Below are 21,247 nucleotides of genomic sequence, written 5' to 3'. Positions count from 1 at the left end.
GGATGGACGCTCGCCATCCCGACATGTCACCATCAGCACAGTTGAGAAGTAGGAGACACCGGCGTGCGCACAGTGATCCTGTTGGCGGTCCTCATCGCGGCAGCGGCCGCACTCATCTACCTGTTCGTCCGCAGCCGGAAAACCGCTGCACCGCCGCCCGCCCCCGCCCCGCTGCGCGACCCCTTCGCCGACTCGGGCCCGCAAGGCGACCCGCGCGCCATCAAAGTCGGGGACATGCTCGACATCGGGATCGAACGGGTGTGGGTACGCGGCACCCTGCGGCTGTCGGAAGGCGGCTGGCAATGGGCCGAGCACTTCGTAGACGAAGGCGGCACCGGACAGCGGCGCTGGCTCTCCGTAGAAGAAGACCCCGATGTGCGGATGGTGCTGTGGACGAGCCGCCCCGACCTGGACGTCGTTCCCGGCCCTGCCACGCTCACCGTCGACGGCGTCACCTACCGGCTGGTGGAACGCGGCACCGCCTCCTACCGGTCGGAAGGCACCACCGGGCTGCGCGCCAGCGGAGGAATGGACTACGCCGACTACCAGGCACCCAGCGGAGAACGCCTCGCATTCGAGCGGTTCGACCACGGTTCGTGGGAAGCCAGCGTCGGCACCGAGCTCACCCCCGCGACCGTCACCGTCTACCCCGGCGGCAACTGAGCCGCAACCGAGATGAGAATCGCCGTCGATGTCCCGTTCAGTGACACCCGCGCCGCCGACCTGGCGTGGAGTGTGACCCACGGTCCCGTCGAACCGCTCGTCAGCCGGACCGTGGCCCTGGCCGGTGCCCGTGTCCGCCTCTGCGTGCTGGGCGCCTCCCACCAGGTGGTGGTGGACCACGGGCCCACCCGGTTCGTGGAGACCGTCGCCTGCCTGCCGGATGTCGGCGGCGGACTGCCCGCCGAGGCAGCCTTCCGCGTGCCGGGAACGGCGCGCTACCACTTCACCAGTTCCGTGCACCGCCTCGACCGCGCCGAGTTCACCGCCCGCACCACCACGGTCCGCGACCGGCTCGCCGAACACCCCGGGGCGCTCCTCGCCGTCTTCCCCGGAAACCCCCTCGCGATCACCGCGCTGCTCGTAGCCGGGGCGGGGCCGGTCCTGCACTGGTACACCTGGCACGCCTACCCGCAGACCGGAGAACTGGTGACCACCGTGTCCACCACCCACCTCCACCCTCCGCTCTCCGGAAGAGAGGACCCCGGTCATGGCCGTTGACCCCGACAACTCCGCCCCCGCCAAGAAGAAAGTCCTCATCGGACTGGGCCTGCTGGCGCTCATCGTCGTCTTCGTCGCCTCCTGCAGCAGCTCCTGGTCCCGCTGCGGCGACTACGACCGCGACATCGTGTACACCTACAGCCCTGGCCGAGGCGACTACGACCGGCGAGGCAGCGACTATGTCTACCGGCCCGACGGCACTGGCGACTACCGCCGCGAAATCCGCTACATATACAACCCCAACGGCGGTGCCTACGACCTGAAGAACGGGGAGTACGTCTACGTCGGATGCAGCAAGAGGAACCGCTTCTCTTGGCACGTCGGTGTCGACAGCAGCGACAGCAGCTCCAACCGCAGCGGCAGCTCCACCCGGGGCGGCGGCCCGGGCTGGGGCAAATAGTGTTACCCGCTCCCACCCCTCAACCGAAGGAGAAACCCCCATGCACCCACTGCTCATCGACGTCGTCGCCTGCCTGGCCTACGGCGTAGTCGGTATCGCGCTCATGGCTCTCGGCTACCTGATCGTCGACCTACTCACCCCTGGCAAGCTCCACGAACTGATCTGGACGAACCGCAACCGCAACGCGACGCTCATCGTTGCGTCCAACACCCTCGGCGTGGCCATCGTCGTGTCCACCGCCATCGCCGCGAGCGCCAACGACCTCGCTGCCGGGCTGGTCACCACCGTTGTCTACGGACTGGTCGGCCTCCTCCTCATGGCACTGTCCTTCCTCCTCATCGACCTGCTCACCCCCGGCAAGCTCGGCTCGATCGTCGCGGAGAACGAACTGCACCCTGCCGCCTGGGTCAACGCCTCCGCCCACCTCGCGGTCGCAGCGGTCGTGGCCACCGCCATCTACTGATGGTCGACACCACACCGGCGCAACCAGCCGAGCAGAAGGAACGCCTGCCCCTGCCCCCGCGGATCGCCCGGTTCGTCGTGCTGTTCGCGGTCTTCGTCTGCGCCGCGTGCGGCCTCGTCTACGAGCTCGCTCTCGTCGCCCTCGGCAGCTACCTGCTCGGCGACACCATCACCCAGGCGTCCGTGGTCCTGGCGGTCATGGTCTTCGCCATGGGCATCGGATCCCTGGCCTCCAAACAGCTCACCCACCGGCCCGCGTTCTGGTTCGCCGTGGTGGAAGGCCTGCTGTCCCTGCTTGGCGGCCTATCCGTCCTGATCCTTTATGCGGCGTTCGCCTGGTTCTCGCTCTACCAGCCCGCCCTCGTCAGCCTGTCCTTCCTCATCGGTGTCCTCATCGGCGCGGAAATCCCGCTGCTGATGACCCTCATCCAGCGCATACGCCGTCAAGAGGCCGCCAGTGCGGTCGCTGACCTGTTCGCCGCCGACTACGTGGGCGGCCTCATCGGCGGCCTTGCTTTCCCCTTCCTGCTCCTGCCCGTCTTCGGACTGCTGGAAGGCGTGCTCCTGGTCGGCATCCTCAACGCGGTCACCGGAATAGCGATCGTGCTCTGGCTGTTCCGGCACTCCCTCACCCGCGGCGGCAGGATCGGACTCGCCGCCGGGCTCGCCCTGGTCATGGCGGTGTCCGGGAGCGCACTCGCCCTGTCCGAGCGGTTCGAAGTGGACGCCCGCCAAGCCCTCTACCGAGACCCAGTGGTCTACGCGGAACGCTCCGACTACCAGGAGATCGTCCTCACGGAGAACCTCGCCCGCACCGACCTTCGGCTGTTCCTCAACGGCGACCTCCAGTTCTCCTCCCTGGACGAGTACCGCTACCACGAGTCGCTCGTCCACCCGGTGATGAACGGGCCGCGCCGCACCGTGCTCGTCCTCGGCGGCGGGGACGGCTTGGCCCTGCGCGAAATCCTCGAATACGCGGACGTGGCACGCGTTGTCCTCGTCGACCTCGACCCGGCCGTAGTTGACCTGGCTCGCACCCACCCCCGCATCACCGCGCTCAACCGGGATGCGTTCGCCGACGAACGCGTCACCGTCGTCCACGACGACGCGTTCACCTGGCTGCGGACCACCACCGAGCAGTTCGACGCGATCGTCGTGGACCTCCCCGACCCTGACGACGTCAACACCGCCAAACTGTATTCGGTGGAGTTCTACGGACTGGTCCGGCAGGCTATGGCGGAAGAAGCGCGGGTCGTCGTCCAAGCCGGGTCTCCGTACTTCGCCTCCCGCGCCTACTGGAGTGTCGGACAGAGCATGGAGGAAGCCGGACTGCACACCACCCCCTACCACGTGGACGTGCCCAGCTTCGGCGACTGGGGGTTCTTCCTCGCCGCGACCGACCGTGCCCCCGCACTCACCCTCCCCGACGACCTGCCCGACACCGACTTCCTCGACGCGGCAGTCCTGCACGCCGCCCAAGTCTTCCCCAAAGACCGGCGGCCTGGGGCGCAGGGCGAATCCCAGCCGTCGACCCTGCTGAACCCGCGCATCATCGACTACCACCGCACCGCGTGGGAAGGGTACTGACCAGTTCAGGGCGTCGCGTCGTCGAGAAGGCCCGCGTCATGCACCAGCAGGGCGATCTGGACCCGGTTGGTGAAACCGAACTTGGCCAGAATGGCGGAGACGTGCGTTTTCACCGTCGGCACGCTCAGATGCAGGGCCGCGCTGATCTGCGCGTTGGACAGGCCGCGGCCCACCGCTACCGCCACCTCGCGCTCCCGGTCGTTGAGGTGGGCGAGCCGCTGCCGGGCACGGCTCCGCCGCAGGTCTGCCTCAGGGTCGGCGACCCGCGCGATGAGCCTGCGCAGGACGGTCGGGGACAGGACCGGGTTGCCGCGGGCCACCTGCCGCACCGCCGCCACGATCTCTTCAGGCGGAGTGTCCTTCACCAGGAAGCCGGCGGCCCCGGCACGCAGCGCACGCAGGACGTGCTGATCGGCGTCGAACGTGGTGAGCACGATCACTTCGGGGGCGTTGCGCCGGGCACGCAGCCGCTCGGTCGCGGTCAGCCCGTCCATGCCCGGCATGCGGATGTCCATGAGCACCACGTCCGGGTGGTGCTCGTCGACGAGGGCGAGCGCTTGGGCGCCGTCGCCCGCGTCCCCCACCACCCGCAGGTCCGGTGCCCCACCCAGCATTATGGTCAAGCCGGCGCGCACGAGCGGATCATCGTCGACGAGCAGCACAGTGATCGGCGGATCGGCAGGCTGGGTCACGACGGCCAGGGTAGTCGAGCCGTAAGCCGCCACCCGCCGTCGGCAAGCGGCCCGTACTCCAGCTCCCCGTCGGCGACCCGCACCCGTTCCGCCAGGCCCAGCAGCCCGTACCCTGGGCCAGGAGCCTGGCCCGCTTTGGCGGGGGCTGTCGGCGCGGTATTGGTCACCGCCACATCCAGCCCGGTGCCTGCCGCCCCGTTGACCGCCACGGTCACCGCCGCACCTGGGGCGTGCTTGCGGACGTTGGTCACCGCTTCCTGCACGATCCGGTAGACGGTCCGGCCCAACGCGTCGGGAACCTCCCCGGCCACCTCCTGGACCAGGCGAATCCGCATCCCGCTCTGCTCGGCCTCAGCCACGAGCGAGCGAAGGTCGGCGAACACCGGCTGCGGCAGTTCTCCGACCGGGGCGCGCAGCACACCCACCACCTGGCGGAGGTCCTGCAGCGCCTGGTGGGCGCTTTCCCGGATCACGCGGGCAGCGCGGGCGATGTCTTGAGGGGGCGCGTCGGGACGGTACGCCAACGCTCCGGCGTGCACGCTCAGCAGGGACAGCCGATGTCCGAGAACGTCGTGGATTTCGCGGGCGATCTCCTCCCGGGCTGCGCGTCGCGCCTCCGCCTCTGCGCGTTCCCGCAACGACACGAGGAGCCGGCGGCGGTGGTGCACGAACAGTCCCCAGCCGGTGGCGGTGCCTTGACAGGCCGCGCCGATGAAGAACAGCAGCAGGCCGGGAGCGCCGGGTTCGGGACGCAGCAGCGCATAGGCGACGGCAGCGAGCAGGCTGAGCGCAAAAACCGTCAGCGAAGTGCGCGGCGGCCGGTGCACGGCGACCGTGAACAGCCCGACCAACATCGCCCCGGACACCATCTCCGAGAAGCTCGACAGCAGCACGAGCGCCACCGCTACCTCGGTGGGCCAGCGGCGGCGGAACCACAGCGCCCCGCAGCCCAATGCGCCGACCGCTTGATCCAGGGTGAACAGCCATGCGGGGACGACGCTAGGGACCTCGGCTGCGCTGATCCGCAGCCCGGACAGTACGATGCCCCAGACGACGGCCAGGGCGAACAGTGCGAAGTCCACGAGCCAGTCGCGGAGGCGGCGGGGACGCTTGGCTGCAGTCATCTTGAGAAGAGCCTACGGTCCCTGCGCCGGGGTCTTCCGGTGCGCGGCCCGAGACCATACCGAAGTCACCGCAGTCGCTACTTTCGTCGCTGCCCGCGAGGCCACACGGCGACTTCCGTCAATCCAACGTGTGCTCTTGACCGATCCGCGTGACCGAGTGGCCTGTCTAGCGTCACCGGCATGCGGTCAATGATGCAGACAGTGGGATTCGTGCTGATGCTCATGGGCATCAGCGGGGCCATCGACCATCTCTACGTCCAGCCGATCATGGGACTCCTGCTGAACGTCTTCAACCGGGTGATCCTGCCCCACCTCGACTTCCTCGCCGGCTATGAGCTGTACGCCAACCTGAGCCTGGCCGTGGTGGGCGTCGTCGTGATGGCGGCAGCGAACCTGGTACCGGAGTAACCCCCGCGGCGCCGCGCCAGTCCAGGACTCTGCCGCTCGGTAGTCCCATCCCGCCGTGCCCGGGACGCGGCGGGCGCGCGGCCCCACCCGCCTGGGCGCGCGCCCGCTCCGCCGTGGCTGCGTTTCCAGCTCACCCGGTCCGGGCCAGCAGCCAGTCTTCAGTCGTGGAGTCGTACCGCAGCTCGTACAACCCGAGGCCCGCCCCAACGCCGGCACGGACCCGCCAGAAGACCCGCTCCGGTCGTTTGCCGTTGCCGCTGTAGTCCTCGCGCACCGTCACCCAGTGGTCGAGAATCTGCTGGACTACGTGGATCCGCCCCTGCCATGCGAATCGTGTCGGCCGCCCGTAGTGATCCCAGACCTGCACGGGGACCCCGTAGTCCCGTCCTGCCATCACCGCTCCCCACCTTTCCCGGTATGAGCGCGTCCACGACCGGCCAGTGCCCGAACTCGCACCTGTGTTCGAACAAGCGTTCTAATGATAGGGGAGAAGATCACGCTGCGTAGGGGAAATGGGGAAGGTGCCCGTACGCTGCCCTGCCACACTGAGTCGCCTTATGCCCCGGTTTCGTGGTTGACTGCGACCGTCCAGGCAGCGATACCTCCGCCCTTGTCCCAGGCGAGATCGCTAGGCTTTGGGAGGCGAACCGCACCCCCTTGTCCCTCTAAGGAATCCCTACCGTGACGCGAAACGGGCACGAGCGCGCCAAACCCCTCCGCCCCGGCGACCCGACAGAATTGGGCGCCTACCGCATCGTGGGTCGTCTAGGCCGTGGCGGTATGGGAACGGTCTACCTCGGTAAAGACACTGCGGAACGTCTTGTCGCGATCAAGCTGATCCGTCCTGACCTCAGCGAGGATCCCGCGTTCCGCCAACGCTTCGCGCGTGAGGTGGCAGCGGCACGCCGGGTCGCCCGGTTCTCCACCGCCGCCGTACTCGACGCGCAGTTGGAGGGCGATCCGCTGTTCATCGTCTCCGAGTACGTGGCAGGACCCAACCTGGCTGAAGCGATCCAGGCCGACGGTCCGATGTACGGCGGGACCTTGGAAAGCCTCGCCATGGGGGTTGCCGCGGCGCTCACCGCGATCCACGGGGCGGGCGTCATCCACCGCGACCTCAAACCCGCCAACGTGCTGTTGTCCTCGGTGGGGCCGAAGGTGATCGACTTCGGTATCGCCCGCGCCTTGGACGACGACACCGCGGTGACCCGCTCCAGCCAGCTCATGGGCACCCCCGCCTACCTGGCGCCGGAGCTCATCGCGGGCGAACCCCCCACCCCCATGTCCGACATCTTCTCGTGGGGGTGCCTCGTCGCCTACGCGGGCACCGGGCGGGCCCCCTTCGACGCCCCCACTGTTCCGGCAGTGCTCCACCAGATCGTCGCCGGGCAGCCCAACCTGTCCGGGCTCGACCCGGCACTGCGGGAACTCGTGGAAAGCGCGCTGGACAAATTCCCCGACAACCGCCCCACCGCCCAGCAGCTTCTCAGCCGGCTGGTCGGACAAGAGGAGATGAGCCTGGACGCGGTCCACGAGACCGTCGTGCGCTCTTGGACCCCGCCTGCCACCTCGCGGCCGGAAGCGGTCCCCTCCGGACCGAACCCGGCTGCCGTGCCCGCCCAGGTGGGCGCGGCAGCAGCGGCCCCTCCCACCCAGCCGGGCACCACTCCTCCCGGCGGACAGCCCAGCGCTACACCCTCCGCCGGACACCCCGGGGCTACTCCTCCCGCCGGGCAGCCCGCAGCCGCTCCCCCCTTCCCCGAGCATTCTCCGCAGACTCCGCCCTGGGCTGCCCCCACCCCGCCGGGCGGCAACGGCACCGAGCAGAAGACGCGGGGCACACGCTTTTCTCCCGCGATAGCGATCGCCGGTGGGAGCGCTGTCGCCCTCCTCGCCGGGGCAGTCATCGGCGGACTGGTGCTGTTCCGCTCCCCTGAAGTGCCCGAAGGCATGCAGGTCTACGCAGACGACTTCACCCACCAGGACGGGTGGGCTGGCTACGACTTCGACCCTGAGAACACCTTCTCCTGGTCGGGCTACTACCAGGGCGGCTACGCGCTCAGCGCGGACGGGGACACCCGGACCTCCACGGTCTCGGTCGCTCCCCCCGCCGGACTTCCGGAGCAGGTGCGCGTCAGCGCCACCACCCAGGTGGTGTCCGGACCGGACTACGGAACCTACGGGCTGCACTGCTTCTACAACGACGACGGAGACAACGTCACCTACTACTCCGCCACGGTGCGCGTGGACGGCAGCGCAGCCCAGATCCGCCGCCACGGCGGCGAACAAGGCTCCACCCACCTGGAGGAAGTCACCGCCAAACCCGTCTCCGGTTTCCTCACCCCCAGCAGGGACGCCGAGGAAGCGCCGGTCAACACGTTCGACTTCACCTGCGAACTGGACCCCGAAGCCGACACGGTCACCCTCAACCTGTGGCTCAACGGGGAGCACGTCCTGGAGGCGGTCGACACCAACCCGCTGCCCTATGACGGCGAAGACGCCCCCCAGGCCGGCATGCTGGCCGGCCGGGGAATCGGCGGAGGCGACAACATCGTGGTCGTCTTCGACGACTTTGCCGTGTACCAGTTGGACGGCGGGCAGCGGGAAAGGTCGTAACAGTAACGTCTGTCCTGTTGCGCGGGCACGGTGCCCGCGAATGCGAGGAGGCCACGCATGCGCGCCATCGTTGTCGAGGAGACCGGCGGTCCGGAAGTCCTGCGGCCCACCGAGACCGCCGATCCGGTCCCCGGCCCTGGAGAAGCCGTCGTCGACATCGCGGCCCGTGGGGTCAACTTCATCGAGATCTACCAGCGCACCGGCATTTACCCTGTGTCCCTTCCGTGGATCCCGGGCAGTGAGGGCGCGGGTGTGGTGAGTGCCGTGGGGGAGGGCGTCACCGAAGTGTCCGTGGGCGACCGCGTGGCGTCCGTCGCGCTGCGCGGCTCGTATGCGGAGCGTGCCGTGGCCGCCGCCAAAGACCTCGTGCCCGTCCCCGACGAGGTCACCCTTGACCAGGCTGCCGCGGTCCTCCTCCAAGGGCTCACCGCGCACTACCTCACCCATTCGACCTATCCGATCCAGCAGGGCGACACTGTCCTGGTGCATGCCGCCGCCGGCGGCACCGGGCAGCTCATCGTCCAGCTCGCCAAGCGGCGCGGGGCCCGAGTCATCGGCACCGTCTCCACCGAAGCCAAGGAGCGCCAAGCCCGCGCGGTGGGGGCCGACGAAGTCATCCGCTACACCGAGCAGGATGTCACCACCGAAGTACGGCGGCTCACCGGCGGGGAAGGGGTGCCGGTCGTCTACGACGGCGTGGGCGCGGCCACTTTCGACGTAAGCCTGGCCTGCCTCCGCCCTCGCGGCATGCTGGTGCTGTTCGGACAGTCCAGCGGGGTGGTGCCGCCGTTCGACCCGCAGCGGCTCAACGCTGCCGGCTCGGTCTATCTGACGAGGCCGTCGCTCGGCCACTACACACGCACCCGGGAGGAGCTGCTCGAACGCGCCTCCGCGGTGTTGGGCCTCGTGGCTTCCGGGGAACTTGCCGTGCAGATCGGGGGACGTTACCCGCTGGCGGAGGCGTCGCGGGCCCACACCGACCTGGCCTCCCGGGCAACCATGGGCAAACTGCTGCTCGTCGACTAGCGCCGCCCGCACCGCACTCTACGGCGGGGCGGCACGGGCGCACCCCGGTGTTCGCAACACCGAAACAGCAGCGGATTTATGGTGTGCCTGGCTGCCGCGCCGACGCCATTTCCCAGTCCCGCAGCATCCCTGAGCCACCCCTCCTCCCACCGTATTTCTCAACGTATTTACTGGTCGGGCAGGGAGAGGAAAGGAATGGCTCCTCGTGCGGAGTGAGAATCGGGTGGACTGTGCGGGAAAACGAAAAAAGGATGGCCGGGATCTGATGTGCGAGCGACATCCCGGATCCGTCCTTTTTCGTTGTGCGCACCACCGTGCTCGGCTGTTCCCGCCCCGGTACCGGGGCGGGAACAGCCCTGGAAAACATTCCGGGCGAGACCCGCCCTACGACTGCGTGTCGCGCTGGCTCGGCAAATGGGGAGAAGCTGCGGCCTGGGCCTCATTCTTCGCTTCTTTGACCGCTTTGGCCGCTTGGTCAGCGGCCACGTCGGCGGCGTGCAGCGTTTCAGCGCTGGGGCCGTCGCTCTGGGTGAGCTCGGGAGGTGTCTCCGCTGCAGCAGCCGGCTCCTCCTGCGCTGTCTCAGCGGAAGCGCCCTCGCGGTTCGGGGCGAACGCCTGGCTCAAGTGCTGGATCGCCTGGGTGAGCTCCCCGGGGATCACCCAGAACGTGTTGCCCTGGCCTTGTGCGAGCGTCGGCAGCGTCTCCAGGTACTTGTACGCCAGCAGCTTGGCGTCGGCGTTGTTGGCGTGCACCGCCTGGAAGACCCGTTCAATGGCTTTGGCTTCACCGTCGGCACGGAGGATCGCGGCCTGCTGCTCACCCTGCGCTTCCAAGATGGCCTGCTGGCGGGCACCTTCGGCTTTGAGGATCCGGGACTGGCGTTCCCCTTCCGCGTGCAGGATCGCGGCACGCTTGTCGCGTTCGGCCCGCATCTGCTTTTCCATGGCCTCTTTGATGGTGGGCGGCGGGTCGATGGCTTTGATCTCGACCCGGTTGACGCGGATACCCCACTTGCCGGTGGCTTCGTCCAGCACCCCGCGCAGCCGCGAGTTGATCTCCTCCCGGGACGTGAGCGTCCGCTCCAAGTCCATGCCGCCGATGACGTTACGCAGGGTGGTGATGGTGAGCTGGTCGATGGCCTGCAGGTAGTTGGCGACTTCGTAGGCGGCGGCCCGCGGGTCGGTGATCTGGTAGTAGAGGACGGTGTCGATGTTGACCACGAGGTTGTCCTCGGTGATCACCGGCTGCGGGCGGGACGACAGCACCTGTTCCCGCAGGTCGAACTTGGTGCTGACTCGGTCCACGATGGGGACGATGAAGTTGAGGCCCGGTTGCAGGGTCCGCAGGTAGCGGCCGAAGCGCTCCACGTTGTAGGCGCGCGCCTGGGGGACGATCCGTACGGTGGACATCACGCCCAGGACGACAAGGATCGCGAGGGCGATGAGGACGATTTGTAGAGCCATGGCGGCGTCACTCCTCCTGCAGCGGCTGCCCGGCTAAGGGAACGAGGACGTTGACAAAGACACGGCGGGCCCTGGAACGACGGTCCGCGGTCACGGCAGCTCGTCTCTCGGGTACACCACCGCGGTAGCACCCTCGATCTCCATGACGTCGACGTGGGCGCCGACCGGGATACGCAGTGTTTCGTCGAGGCACCGGGCCGACCACTCTTCGCCCTGGAGTTTGATCCGGCCGCCGGTCGCGGTGATCTCCTCAACCACGAGTGCACTCCGCCCCACCAGCGCCTCTGTTCCGGAACGGAGCGGCGGCGGCTGAGTCATATGACGGCGAGCAATGGGCCGGACCACGAGCAGACCGGCGGCCGACGCAACCGCGAACACGAGGACCTGCCCGGTCAAGCCCACCCCGAACGCTCCCACCACCCCGGCGATGAGCGCCGCCGCACCAATGAGTCCCAGGGCAAGGGTCAGTGTGAACAGCTCGGCGACGCCAAGCGCGACAGCCAGAACCAACCAGACAACCCACACCGACATATCCACTCCCGCCTTCGAGGGGCGCATTCGTAAAACTACCCGCAAATCCCCCCTTTGCACCGCCGGTTTCCCACAGCGAACCAATCGTGACATCAGAGAACACGGGCGATCTTCTCGTCAGGTTTTCTTTTTCCGATCTCCCTGCCCTCACACACGAAATCCGGGAGAAACTCGGATTATGAACCACTATCCCGGACCGTACGGCGGTCAGGATCCCGCTGACGCCTGGAATCAGGGCGGCGTGCCTGACCCGATGCCCCCGGACAAATCTGCCACCGGCGGATACTTTGCCCCGCTCCCCGCGGTTTCTGAGACGCCGATCGCTGTTTTAGGTGAGATCACGGTCACGCAGAGCACGGTATATACGCCAGCCGGCACCTTTCCCCTGCGGGGGAGCATGTGGACGATCAACGACCTGACCACGGTGCGCGAGTCCACCCCCGCCTGGGCCATCGTCGTGGCGTTGCTCGGTTTCTTCGTGATCTGCGCGCTCAGCCTGCTGCTGCTTCTGGTGAAAGAGACCCGTGTGGAAGGGACGATCCAGATCACCGTGGTCTTCGGAGACCGGTTCTTCACCACGCAGGTGCCGGTACGGTCCCGCAGCGACGTCGTCCGGATCCACCAGCAGTTCCACTACGTCCGCTCGCTGACCTGCTAAGCAGCGGTTGTCCCGGTGCCGGCACCCTCAGCTCGGTGCGGCACCGGGGACGGGTTCAACGCCTTCCGCGGCGGTCTCCTACGGCCAGTCCCCAGGCAGCGGCCGCGGTAAGCAGGACAGCCCCCACCGTGACAGCCCGGCTGAGGCGGATGGCGCGGTGAATGTCCGCTGCTGCGGGAGGCGGGCCGTCACCGAGCTGGGGCCGCTCTTCCACCCTGCCGTCGTAGATGTTGCGCCCGCCGAGGCGCACCCCGAGCGCCCCGGCGAATGCGGCCTCGCACTGGCCCGCGTTCGGGCTGGGATGACGCTGTCCGTCGCGGATCCAGCTCCGCCACGCGCGACGCGGATCACCCCCGATGAGCGGGGCGGCGGCCACCGCGAGCAGGGCGGTGAGCCGGGACGGCGCCCAGTTGGCCATGTCGTCCAGGCGGGCTGCGGCCCAGCCGAACCGCGCATACCGGGTAGAGCGGTGGCCGACCATCGCGTCGAGGGTGTTGACGGCACGGTAGGTGAGCAGCCCGGTGCACCCGAGCAGGGCACCCCACACCAGGGGGGCGACCACCGCGTCCGAGGTGTTCTCAGCCACGGATTCGATCGTGGCGCGGGCGAGGGCCTGCTCGTCGAGACCCCGGGGGTCCCGGCCGCAGAGGTGAGGTAGGCGGCGCCGCGCTTCGGCCAGGTCCCCGGAGTGCAGGGCGTCGGCGAGGGCCGCAGCTTCCCGTTCCAGCATGGCTCCGCCGACTACGGTCCACGTCGCGGCAGTGACCGCGAGAGCACGCCAGCGCCCGGTACGCGTGTCAGCGAATGCCCCAAGGGCGGCGACGGGGGCGAGGGCCGCGGCAGCGAACAGGGCGCCCCGCACCCGGCTGGGCGCATACAGCAGCCGCTCCAGGCGTGCCGCGGCGGTGCCGAACAACGCCACCGGATGGCCGCGCTGGGGGTCGGCAACGACCCGGTCCACGGCGGCTCCCGCTACGAGCCCCCACGCCCACGTCCGGCGAGAGGTGTGACGCTTTTTCCGCATGCCCTGACCCTAGAGGCCCGGCTGCTGGCCATGGTCCCTGCCTCCCCGGGCGGTGGACCGGTGCCCAGACTTCCGGGAAGAAAAACAGACCGGAAAGTCAACGCTTATAGTGAGAACGGCACCACAGCGTGTGTCTCTTGTGGGGTGGGTTCCGCATGTCGGGGCCGCTGTCCGCCCACCGCATTCTGCCGGTACGGCTGTCGCCTGCCAGTGGCTGACCAGGCAAACAGCGGGCACGTCGAAGCGGCCAGTGCCCGCGCCGTGCCCGAAACAGTGCATAAGACCTGAGGAAACGCTGTTGTCATGACACGGAACGGAGCCAGACGGGCGGTAACGTGGTCGAGGATGCCCTTACCTCCCGGTCCGGTGGGACTGCACAGCAAACCGTCCTGACGGCATATGGCTCGTATTGCTACGATTTCGTGCGATCATGAGCGGCATCGGCGTTATCCCCTAGAATGTCGCCTCGGCTCCGGATCGTCCCATGACGTGCCGACCTTGTCGCTGTCCCGGACATCACGGATCCGTCGTTGAGGGCGTATGCCCGCATAACTGAATCTGAGCGCCCGTAGCTCAGTGGATAGAGCACCGGACTTCTAATCCGATGGTCGCAGGTTCGAATCCTGCCGGGCGCGCCGCGACCAGGGCAGGCCGCACGCGGTCTGCCCGCCGTCGTTCACAAGGCGCACCGCAGCCCGCCCACCTCTGTCGGCTGGCGCATGCGTTCCAGCCTGACTGGACCACCCGCCCTCCATTCTGTAGCACTGTGCAACTGTTGCAATACTCACAGTGGTGTCTGAGGGGGGTGAAAACGGGGGCAGCGGCACCGCGGCGCACAGTACGACGGTAGGTTCCCCTCGGAACCGGACCGGTGCAACGGGGGAGCACGAAGGCCCATGGTCGATTTACGCCATCACGGGGACGCCGAGGTCGGCCCCGGCCTCCTCGATTTCGCCGTCAACGTGCGCGACCGCACCCCGCCGCAGTGGCTGGTGGAACGCCTCGCCGCTTCCCTCTCCGACCTGGCCGCCTACCCTGATCCGGAGTCGGCGCGCCACGCTGTCGCCCGCCGCCACCGCCGCGACCCCGCCGACGTGCTGCTCACCGCGGGCGCAGCTGAAGCGTTCGTCCTGCTGGCGCGTGCCCTCACCCCGCGCCGCGCCGTCGTCGTGCACCCCCAGTTCACCGAGCCCGAAGCAGCACTGCGCGCCGCCGGCCACCCGGTGGAACGCGTAGTGCTGGACGGCGACTTCACCCTCGACCCCGACCGGATCCCCGACGACGCAGACCTGGTCATCGTCGGCAACCCCACCAACCCCACCTCCGTGCTGCACCCGGCGGCAACCCTGGCCGCGCTCGCCCGGCCGGGCCGCATCCTCGTCGTCGACGAAGCCTTCGCCGACTGCATTCCTGGGGAAGCAGAGTCCGTGGCTGGGCGGACCGACCTGCCCGGCCTGGTCGTCATCCGCAGCCTCACGAAGACCTGGGGACTTGCTGGACTCCGCGTCGGCTACCTGCTGGCCGACCCCGCACTGGTCCGCCGCTTTGCGGAACACCAGCCGCTCTGGGCAGTTTCCACTCCGGCACTGGTCGCGGCCCGTGAATGCACGTCGCCCCGAGCCCTCGCCGAAGCCGACGCCTGGGCAGCCGATCTCGCGGTGCGCCGCACCCGCCTCGTGGCAGACCTCACCGCGTTGGGCTTCACCGTCACCCCTCGACCGCGGGCATCGTTCGTGCTCGTCCACACCCCCGGCGCTGACCTGCTCCGCCGCCGCCTGAGAGAACGGGGGATCGCGGTGCGCCGCGGCGACACCTTCCCCGGTCTTGGAACGGACTATTTACGCATCGCGGTCCGACAAGCCGAGACCAACGCCCAGCTCGTGACAGTTCTGGCAGAGTTGCTCTGAGCGGAGGAAAGAGCCGGCGAACCGCCCCACACCCTGGGTTCCGTCCCTCCGCCGTGCCGTGGAGGTCCGGCGTGTTCCCCCAGTCGCACGCCGTCGCCCGGAAACCGAGACCGATCAGTGACCACGGAGGAGACCCTTTGAGCGGTGATCGTGCAGACAGTATTCCCGGCGGCACCCGGGATACCGGCCACGGACGGATGCGGGGAGAACCCGGGCAGGACCTGCGTCCCCCGGCTGAACCGTCTCCGCCGGAACACCGGACCGTGGCACGTCCGCCCAGCGGATCTCAGTCACCGGGCGGACTCCTCGACGGCCTTCCCGAAGCTGGGCGGGGTACGGGAGCGTTTCCGCTGCCCGTCTCCCCGGGCGACCGCGTCCCCCTCGCTCCGGTGACGATCCCTCCCGTCCCAGCAGAACCGGAACCGCCTGCCCCGCAGGGCAGGGCCACTGCCCCAGGGGAGGCTTCCCGTGCCGCCGGTCCGGTGCGGGACGCCGACGAACACCCGCCGCAGCCCGCAGTCCAGCGGGGTGCCGCGGAGCCCGCAGCCCCGCCCCCGGCGCACACCGAGCCCGCCACACCATCCGAAGCACCAAGCGGCCCCGGGAACGCGCCGTCCACGGCGCCCCCGTCCGCCCCCGAACCGGCTGCTGCATCCCCCCAACCGGAGCCTGATGCCGCTCCCCACGGGGAGCCCGAACCGGTCGAGTACGCCGATGAAGTCGTCGCCGAACCGGCCGGTATGGCGGCCGCGAGCGACCCGCCCAGCCAGTCGGCCTCCGTGCCCGCCGACCACGCCTACAGCGACGTGGAACGCGAGGCCGTGTACCGGGTGATCCGGGAGCGGCGCGACGTCCGGGTGGGCTTCCGCCCCGACCCGATCCCCGACGACGTCCTGGTCCGCATCCTGGAAGCAGCCCACCACGCGCCTTCCGTCGGCTTCTCCCAGCCGTGGGACTTCGTCGTGATCCAGGACCGGGACACCCGGGCCCGCGTCCACGACATCGTGCAGCGCCAACGGGAGGCTTACGCCCGGGCACTGCCCGGGGCACGGGCCCGTGCGTTCTCCGGCCTCAAAGTCGAAGCGATTCTCGACACCCCGCTCAACATCGTGGTCACCGTCGACCACACTCGGGGCGGCCGGCACACGCTGGGACGGCACGCCCAACCGCAGACCGCGGCCTACTCCGCCGCACTCGCCGTAGAGAACCTGTGGCTCGCCGCCCGCGCTGAAGGGCTCGGTGTGGGCTGGGTCAGCTTCTTCTCCGAACGGGAGCTGGCCCGCGAACTCGGCCTCCCGCCCCACTTGGAGATCGTCGCCTACCTGTGCGTCGGCTACGTGGAGGAATTCCCCCCAGAGCCCGAACTGTCCCTGGGCGGCTGGGCGCAGCGCCGCCCGCTGGCCTGGGCAGTGCACCGGGAGCAGTACGGCCAACGCGGCCTGCCAGGGGAGGAGTCCACCAGCTTGCTGGACGAGACAATCGCGAAAATCGGTCCGCTCAACCAGAGGGCGATGGAGGAGGCACGGGAACGCCAGTCCCGCATGACCAAACCCCCGGGCTCCTTGGGGGTGCTTGAAGAAGTCTCCATCCAGCTCGCGGGACTCGCCGGCGAATGCCCGGCACCCATCCCCGAGCCGGCGTCCGTGGCGGTATTCGCCGCGGACCACGGCGTCCACGCCCAAGGGGTGACCCCGTGGCCGCAGGAAGTCACCGCGCAGATGGTCCGCAACTTCCTCAACGGCGGCGCGGTGGTCAACGCCTTCGCCACCCAGCTTGGCGCCGAGGTCACCGTGGTGGATGTGGGCGTCATCGAAGACCTCTCCCCGGTACCCGGCCTGCTGCCCCGCAAGGTCGCCCGCGGTACGGCTGACATGACCCAGGGCCCGGCGATGAGCCGCATGGAAGCCGAGTACGCGATCGAAGCGGGGATCGAAGTCGCCCGCGACCTGGTCGCGGCAGGCAACCGCTGCCTCCTCACCGGGGACATGGGAATCGCCAACACCACCGCGTCGGCTGCGCTGATCTCCGCGTTCACCGGCCGCGACGCCGCGGAGGTCACCGGGCGGGGCACCGGGATCGACGACGCCATGTACGCGCACAAAGTGTCGGTTGTCCGCACCGCGCTGCAGGTCAACCAGGTCGACCCCGCCGATCCGATCGGGGTGCTGGCCGCGGTGGGCGGACTGGAGCATGCCGCCCTGGCCGGCTTCATCCTGGGCGCCGCCTCCCTGCGGGTCCCGGTCATCCTCGACGGGGTCATCGCCGGGGCCGCAGCCCTGGCCGCGGTCGCGCTCGCCCCGGATGCGCGCCTGGCCTGTATTGCCGGACACCGCTCCAGCGAACCGGGGCATGCAGTGGTCTTGGAGCACCTGGGCCTGCGCCCCCTGGTCGACCTGGATCTGCGGCTTGGGGAGGGCTCCGGGGCGCTGCTCGCGCTGCCGCTGGTGCAGAGCGCAGCGCGTGCCCTCAAAGACGTGGCGACCTTCGACTCCGCCCACGTGAGCCAGCGCGACTGATTCCGGTCCGTCGGTGCCGCGCGGTCCGAGTAGCGCGGCACCGACGCAGGCCGGCCTGTGGACGCTTCCCCATCTTCTGCCGGTTTTGGGGAGCGGTACGCGCAAGACAGACCACTCTCATTAGGTAGTAGTAGCGGTATGGGAGCGACCAGCGCGGTATTTTGGACCGTGTCTGGCATAGGGGTTTTGCATCGTGCCGCGTTTCGTCCACAAAGCCGGGATTCAGTTCCGAACTGCTGGTGAGCAGACTCCGGGGCACCCCGCGCCGTTGGCACCGGACAGAGGAGGCAGTGGGGACGAGACAGGCGTCCACCGGGACGCGGCACACACCGCAGTGGAGCCCCGAGCGGTTCGAGACGGGACAACGGATCTGGAGGCTGCCTCGGTGACGTATCTCCTCGGTTTGCGGCTTCAGGGCCGGGACGTGCTCGTCGTGGGCGGAGGACAGGTCGCCCAACGTCGCGTCCCCGTGCTCCTGGAGGCCGGAGCGCGGGTCACAGTGGTCTCCCCGCACGTCACTACTGCGCTGCAAGGGCTCGCCGAGAGCGGCCGCATCCACTGGGAGCAGCGCCCCTACCGCCGCGGTGACGTCACCGGGCTGGGCCGCTTCTGGCTGGTCCACGCAGCCACGGACGATCCCGAGGTCAACGCGGCGGTGGTTGCCGAAGCAGAGGAAGCACGCATCTGGTCGGTGCGCGCCGACGACCGTCACGCCTCCAGTGCCTGGACTCCCGCAACAGGGAGCGCTTCCGGAGTCACCGTCGGAGTAATCACCGGTACTGATCCCCGGCGTGCCGCGGGACTACGCGACGCTATCGTCACCGGCTTGGCCGACGGAACTCTGGACGCGCGCAGGGGACGCGCTCCTCTGCGCGGCGTGGCCCTGGTCGGCGGCGGTCCAGGGGACCCCGGACTGATCACGGTGCGGGGACGGCAGCTTCTCGCGCAAGCCGACGTGGTCGTGGTGGATCGGCTTGCCCCCACGAGCTTGCTTGACCAACTGTCCGGCGACGTGGAGATTATCGACGCGGCCAAGATCCCTTACGGCCGTTCCATGTCCCAAGAGGGCATCAACGCGGTGATCGTCGACCGTGCGCGACAGGGCAAGTTCGTGGTCCGTCTCAAGGGCGGCGACCCCTTCGTTTTCGGACGCGGTGGCGAAGAGCTCGCAGCGTGCGTCGCGGCAGGCATCCCTGTCACCGTGGTCCCTGGCGTGACCAGTGCGCTCGCTGCTCCCGCGAGCGTGGGCATCCCGGTGACGCACCGCGGCGTCGCCCAGCACTTCCACGTCGTCTCCGCCCATGTCGCACCAGGCGACGAGCGCTCCACCGTGAACTGGGAGACGCTCGCCCGCAGTGGCGGCACCATCGTGGTGCTCATGGGAGTGGAACGCTTGGGACGGATTGCCGAGGCGCTGATCAGGTACGGTCGTGATCCCCACACTCCTATTGCCGTCATCCAGGAGGCCACCCTGCCGAGCCAGACCACCCTGGTCGCCACTCTGGAAACGGTCGAAAAGGAAGCGCACGCCGCCGGAGTGCACCCTCCGGCGGTGCTCGTTATCGGAGAAGTAGTGAACACGGCCCAAGAGCTTGACATACTGCACAGAAGCCAAAACGCCGCAGAAACTCCGATCGCTCCCGCAGGAGGAAACGGTCGGAATTGATCAAGGCCGCGGGGAATCGGGTGCTGTGACGACGAATACCGATGAGAAGGGCGGAATCGCCATGACCCGGCCGCCTGCCGTGCCGGAAGCGACAGGACCAGGCGAACCGATACCGGACGCGCCCATGCGGGGTATGGAGTGGGGACGCGGTACGGTCCGGAGCGGGAACGCCCCGGCCGGCGCGTCGACAATGGCACGCCCGCGCAGAAGCGGTGGGGGAGGGGCACACCGCGGGGCAATGGCCCGGGACACCCGCCTGGAGCGGAACCTCGAGACGCTGCGGGACCGGATCCGCGCGATCGAGTTCGCCGACGGCCTCCCCGGAGCTGAGGAAGGGCGTACCGCGCGCACCGACGTCCTCGACCAGCTCAACGACTATGTGCTGCCGAGAGTGCGTAGGTCCGACGTTCCCCTGTTGATCGCGGTCGCCGGTTCCACGGGGGCAGGGAAGTCGACCCTGGTCAACAGCTTGGTGGGTACCCAGGTGACCACCACCGGGGTGCGGAGGCCCACAACGAACAGCCCGGTGCTGGCCTGCAACCCCGCTGACGTGGACTGGTTCAGTGAAACAGCGTTCCTGCCCGCGCTGCCGCGGGTCCGTCAGCAAGGGCTGGCCATGCCCGGTAAGGACGGCATGCTGGTGCTGGCCGCTACCGAGCACATGCCGGAAGGCGTGGCCTTGCTGGACACCCCCGACGTGGACTCGGCCGTTGCCGCGCACCACGAGTTCGCCGCGAAGTTCCTGGACGCGGCCGACCTGTGGGTGTTCGTCACCACCAGCAAACGCTACGCCGACGCCCGAGTCTGGCAGTTCCTCCAGGTCGCGCGGGACCGCGACACCTCGCTGGTCGTGGTGCTGTCCCGCGTGCCGCAGCGCGGCCGGAGGCAGATCGTCGCCCACTTCGGAGCGATGCTGGAAGCCAACGGCCTGGGTGCGGCGCCCCGGTTCGTAATCCCGGAGACCGACCAGATCGCCGGCGGGCGTTTCACCGGCAATATCGCTGACCAGATCCGCGGCTTCCTCGCCGATGTGGCCGGGGACGAACAGGAACGGGAGCGGATCACCCGCCGTACGCTGCTGGGGGTGCTCGACAGTTTCCGCACCCGGATCCCAGAGCTCGGCAAATACGTCGAGACTCAGGCCGAGGTGGGACGGATGCTGGCTGCCACCGCCAGCACTGCGCTCACCGACGCGCTCGCCGAGGTGGAGCGGGGGACTTCGGATGCGTCCCTGCTGCGGGGGAATGTCCTGGCCCGCTGGCAGGACATCGCCGCCAGCGGGGAGCTCGCGCGCTCCCTGCGGATCCGCAACAAGCGGAAAACCAAGCCGCAACAGGAGGACCGCACTCGGGTGCGTGCGCTGGAGCAGGCGGTCCAGGATGCCGTAGCGGCGCTCGTGGTCTCGGCCGCGGAACGCGCGATCGAGACGATCATGGAGCGTTGGCAGCAGGTCCCTGGAGCGTCCGCTGTTGCGGAACGCCACGCTCTCGACCGGATTCCCGCAGACTTCGCTCTCCGGGCCCGCACCGCTGTCAGCGACTGGCAGGCCCGGATCACGGAGCTCCTCTCCTCGGACGGCGTTGCGAAACGCTCGGTGGCGCGTTTCTTCACCTACGATGTGGAGGCATTCGGACTTGTCTTGATCGTCGGGCTGCTCGGTTTCGGAATCTCCGACCACGACGGAGCCGCGCCTCCGCCGCCGAACGCCGCACCCAGCCGGTTGCTGCGGGCCTTGTTCGGTGCGGAGCCGCTGCGCCTCATCGGAAACCAAGCGCGTGACGATCTGCGTGCCCGGATCAGCGCGCTCTTCGAAGCGGAGAAGGACCGCTTCGCGAAGGCGCTGGCGACTCTAAACCTGCCGGACTACTCTGACGCCGCACTGCTCTACCAGGCTACGGATCACCTCGAGATCGCACGATGACTACCCCTCCCCACTCCGCCCGCC

At 68.8% G+C, this 21,247-nt stretch carries 19 protein-coding genes and 1 tRNA gene; 14 read left to right on the top strand and 6 right to left on the bottom strand.

Annotation, left to right across the window (positions count from 1 at the left end; translation table 11 throughout):
• The first annotated feature begins 63 nt into the window (after positions 1–63).
• From CW348_RS11020 to CW348_RS11000, 5 genes are read left to right on the top strand one after another with little or no spacing between them, the layout of a single operon-like run.
• Complete coding sequence (locus CW348_RS11020; protein WP_011292661.1) at positions 64–663, top strand: DUF4178 domain-containing protein; 600 nt, start codon at positions 64–66, stop codon at positions 661–663.
• 12 nt (positions 664–675) lie between these two features.
• Complete coding sequence (locus CW348_RS11015) at positions 676–1,221, top strand: DUF2617 family protein (RefSeq protein WP_104612609.1); 546 nt, start codon at positions 676–678, stop codon at positions 1,219–1,221.
• On the top strand, positions 1,211–1,621 hold the full coding sequence (locus CW348_RS11010; protein WP_011292659.1) for a hypothetical protein: 411 nt from the start codon (positions 1,211–1,213) through the stop codon (positions 1,619–1,621). Before CW348_RS11015 ends, CW348_RS11010 begins: the two co-directional genes overlap by 11 nt.
• A 40-nt stretch (positions 1,622–1,661) precedes the next feature.
• A complete protein-coding gene (locus CW348_RS11005; protein ID WP_011292658.1) occupies positions 1,662–2,084 on the top strand; it encodes a DUF350 domain-containing protein in 423 nt (140 codons plus the stop codon).
• Entirely contained in the window at positions 2,084–3,670 is a 1,587-nt protein-coding gene (locus tag CW348_RS11000) for a polyamine aminopropyltransferase (RefSeq protein ID WP_104612608.1), read from the top strand. The genes CW348_RS11005 and CW348_RS11000 overlap by 1 nt, the downstream gene beginning before the upstream one ends.
• Before the next feature lie 5 nt (positions 3,671–3,675).
• Here the strand turns inward: CW348_RS11000 and CW348_RS10995 are convergent, their stop codons facing one another.
• Both CW348_RS10995 and CW348_RS10990 read right to left on the bottom strand, forming a co-directional pair.
• Positions 3,676–4,362 carry a response regulator transcription factor gene (locus tag CW348_RS10995; RefSeq protein ID WP_104612624.1) on the bottom strand — a complete coding sequence of 229 codons (687 nt, stop codon included), beginning with the start codon at positions 4,360–4,362 and terminating at the stop codon, positions 3,676–3,678.
• Entirely contained in the window at positions 4,359–5,486 is a 1,128-nt protein-coding gene (locus CW348_RS10990; RefSeq protein WP_016189035.1) for a sensor histidine kinase, read from the bottom strand. Before CW348_RS10990 ends, CW348_RS10995 begins: the two co-directional genes overlap by 4 nt.
• Before the next feature lie 180 nt (positions 5,487–5,666).
• Here CW348_RS10990 and CW348_RS10985 point away from each other — a divergent pair, with 180 nt between their 5' ends.
• Positions 5,667–5,894 carry a hypothetical protein gene (locus tag CW348_RS10985; protein ID WP_104612607.1) on the top strand — a complete coding sequence of 76 codons (228 nt, stop codon included), beginning with the start codon at positions 5,667–5,669 and terminating at the stop codon, positions 5,892–5,894.
• A 130-nt stretch (positions 5,895–6,024) separates the two neighbouring features.
• Here the strand turns inward: CW348_RS10985 and CW348_RS10980 are convergent, their stop codons facing one another.
• On the bottom strand, positions 6,025–6,288 hold the full coding sequence (locus tag CW348_RS10980) for a DUF6504 family protein (RefSeq protein WP_011292653.1): 264 nt from the start codon (positions 6,286–6,288) through the stop codon (positions 6,025–6,027).
• A 287-nt stretch (positions 6,289–6,575) separates the two neighbouring features.
• Between CW348_RS10980 and CW348_RS10975 the strand changes: the two genes are divergently transcribed.
• Both CW348_RS10975 and CW348_RS10970 read left to right on the top strand, forming a co-directional pair.
• On the top strand, positions 6,576–8,510 hold the full coding sequence (locus tag CW348_RS10975; RefSeq protein WP_011292652.1) for a serine/threonine-protein kinase: 1,935 nt from the start codon (positions 6,576–6,578) through the stop codon (positions 8,508–8,510).
• Between the two features lie 57 nt (positions 8,511–8,567).
• A complete protein-coding gene (locus CW348_RS10970; RefSeq protein WP_011292651.1) occupies positions 8,568–9,536 on the top strand; it encodes a quinone oxidoreductase in 969 nt (322 codons plus the stop codon).
• 384 nt (positions 9,537–9,920) lie between these two features.
• Here CW348_RS10970 and CW348_RS10965 read toward each other — a convergent pair whose 3' ends face one another.
• Both CW348_RS10965 and CW348_RS10960 read right to left on the bottom strand, forming a co-directional pair.
• Positions 9,921–11,000 (bottom strand): SPFH domain-containing protein, encoded by a 1,080-nt coding sequence (locus CW348_RS10965; RefSeq protein ID WP_011292650.1) that lies wholly within the window; start codon positions 10,998–11,000, stop codon positions 9,921–9,923.
• Positions 11,001–11,090: 90 nt separating this feature from the next.
• Complete coding sequence (locus CW348_RS10960) at positions 11,091–11,531, bottom strand: NfeD family protein (RefSeq protein ID WP_011292649.1); 441 nt, start codon at positions 11,529–11,531, stop codon at positions 11,091–11,093.
• 178 nt (positions 11,532–11,709) lie between these two features.
• Between CW348_RS10960 and CW348_RS10955 the strand changes: the two genes are divergently transcribed.
• On the top strand, positions 11,710–12,189 hold the full coding sequence (locus tag CW348_RS10955) for a hypothetical protein (RefSeq protein ID WP_061783829.1): 480 nt from the start codon (positions 11,710–11,712) through the stop codon (positions 12,187–12,189).
• Between the two features lie 55 nt (positions 12,190–12,244).
• Here the strand turns inward: CW348_RS10955 and CW348_RS10950 are convergent, their stop codons facing one another.
• Positions 12,245–13,213 carry a cobalamin biosynthesis protein gene (locus CW348_RS10950; RefSeq protein WP_011292647.1) on the bottom strand — a complete coding sequence of 323 codons (969 nt, stop codon included), beginning with the start codon at positions 13,211–13,213 and terminating at the stop codon, positions 12,245–12,247.
• Between the two features lie 562 nt (positions 13,214–13,775).
• On the opposite strand from CW348_RS10950, the gene CW348_RS10945 reads away from it, so the two are divergent.
• The 5 genes from CW348_RS10945 to CW348_RS10925 all read left to right on the top strand — a co-directional run bounded on the left by CW348_RS10945 (position 13,776) and on the right by CW348_RS10925 (position 21,223).
• Positions 13,776–13,848 (top strand) — tRNA-Arg (locus CW348_RS10945).
• 261 nt (positions 13,849–14,109) lie between these two features.
• Positions 14,110–15,120, top strand: coding sequence for an Rv2231c family pyridoxal phosphate-dependent protein CobC (cobC, locus tag CW348_RS10940; protein WP_011292646.1), 1,011 nt, complete (start codon positions 14,110–14,112; stop codon positions 15,118–15,120).
• Between the two features lie 197 nt (positions 15,121–15,317).
• Positions 15,318–17,636, top strand: a complete 2,319-nt coding sequence (gene cobT / locus CW348_RS10935) for a nicotinate-nucleotide--dimethylbenzimidazole phosphoribosyltransferase (RefSeq protein WP_227481047.1) — start codon at positions 15,318–15,320, stop codon at positions 17,634–17,636.
• Between the two features lie 385 nt (positions 17,637–18,021).
• A complete protein-coding gene (cobA, locus tag CW348_RS10930; RefSeq protein ID WP_173668447.1) occupies positions 18,022–19,302 on the top strand; it encodes a uroporphyrinogen-III C-methyltransferase in 1,281 nt (426 codons plus the stop codon).
• A 61-nt stretch (positions 19,303–19,363) separates the two neighbouring features.
• Positions 19,364–21,223 carry a GTPase gene (locus CW348_RS10925; RefSeq protein WP_011292643.1) on the top strand — a complete coding sequence of 620 codons (1,860 nt, stop codon included), beginning with the start codon at positions 19,364–19,366 and terminating at the stop codon, positions 21,221–21,223.
• Positions 21,224–21,247: the final 24 nt, after the last annotated feature.

Source organism: Thermobifida sp. (assembly GCF_017577275.1).
In the GTDB taxonomy this organism is placed as follows: Bacteria; Actinomycetota; Actinomycetes; order Streptosporangiales; family Streptosporangiaceae; genus Thermobifida; species Thermobifida fusca.
Note: the sequence above shows the minus strand (reverse complement) of the source record. Positions and strands in the feature narration are given on the sequence as shown.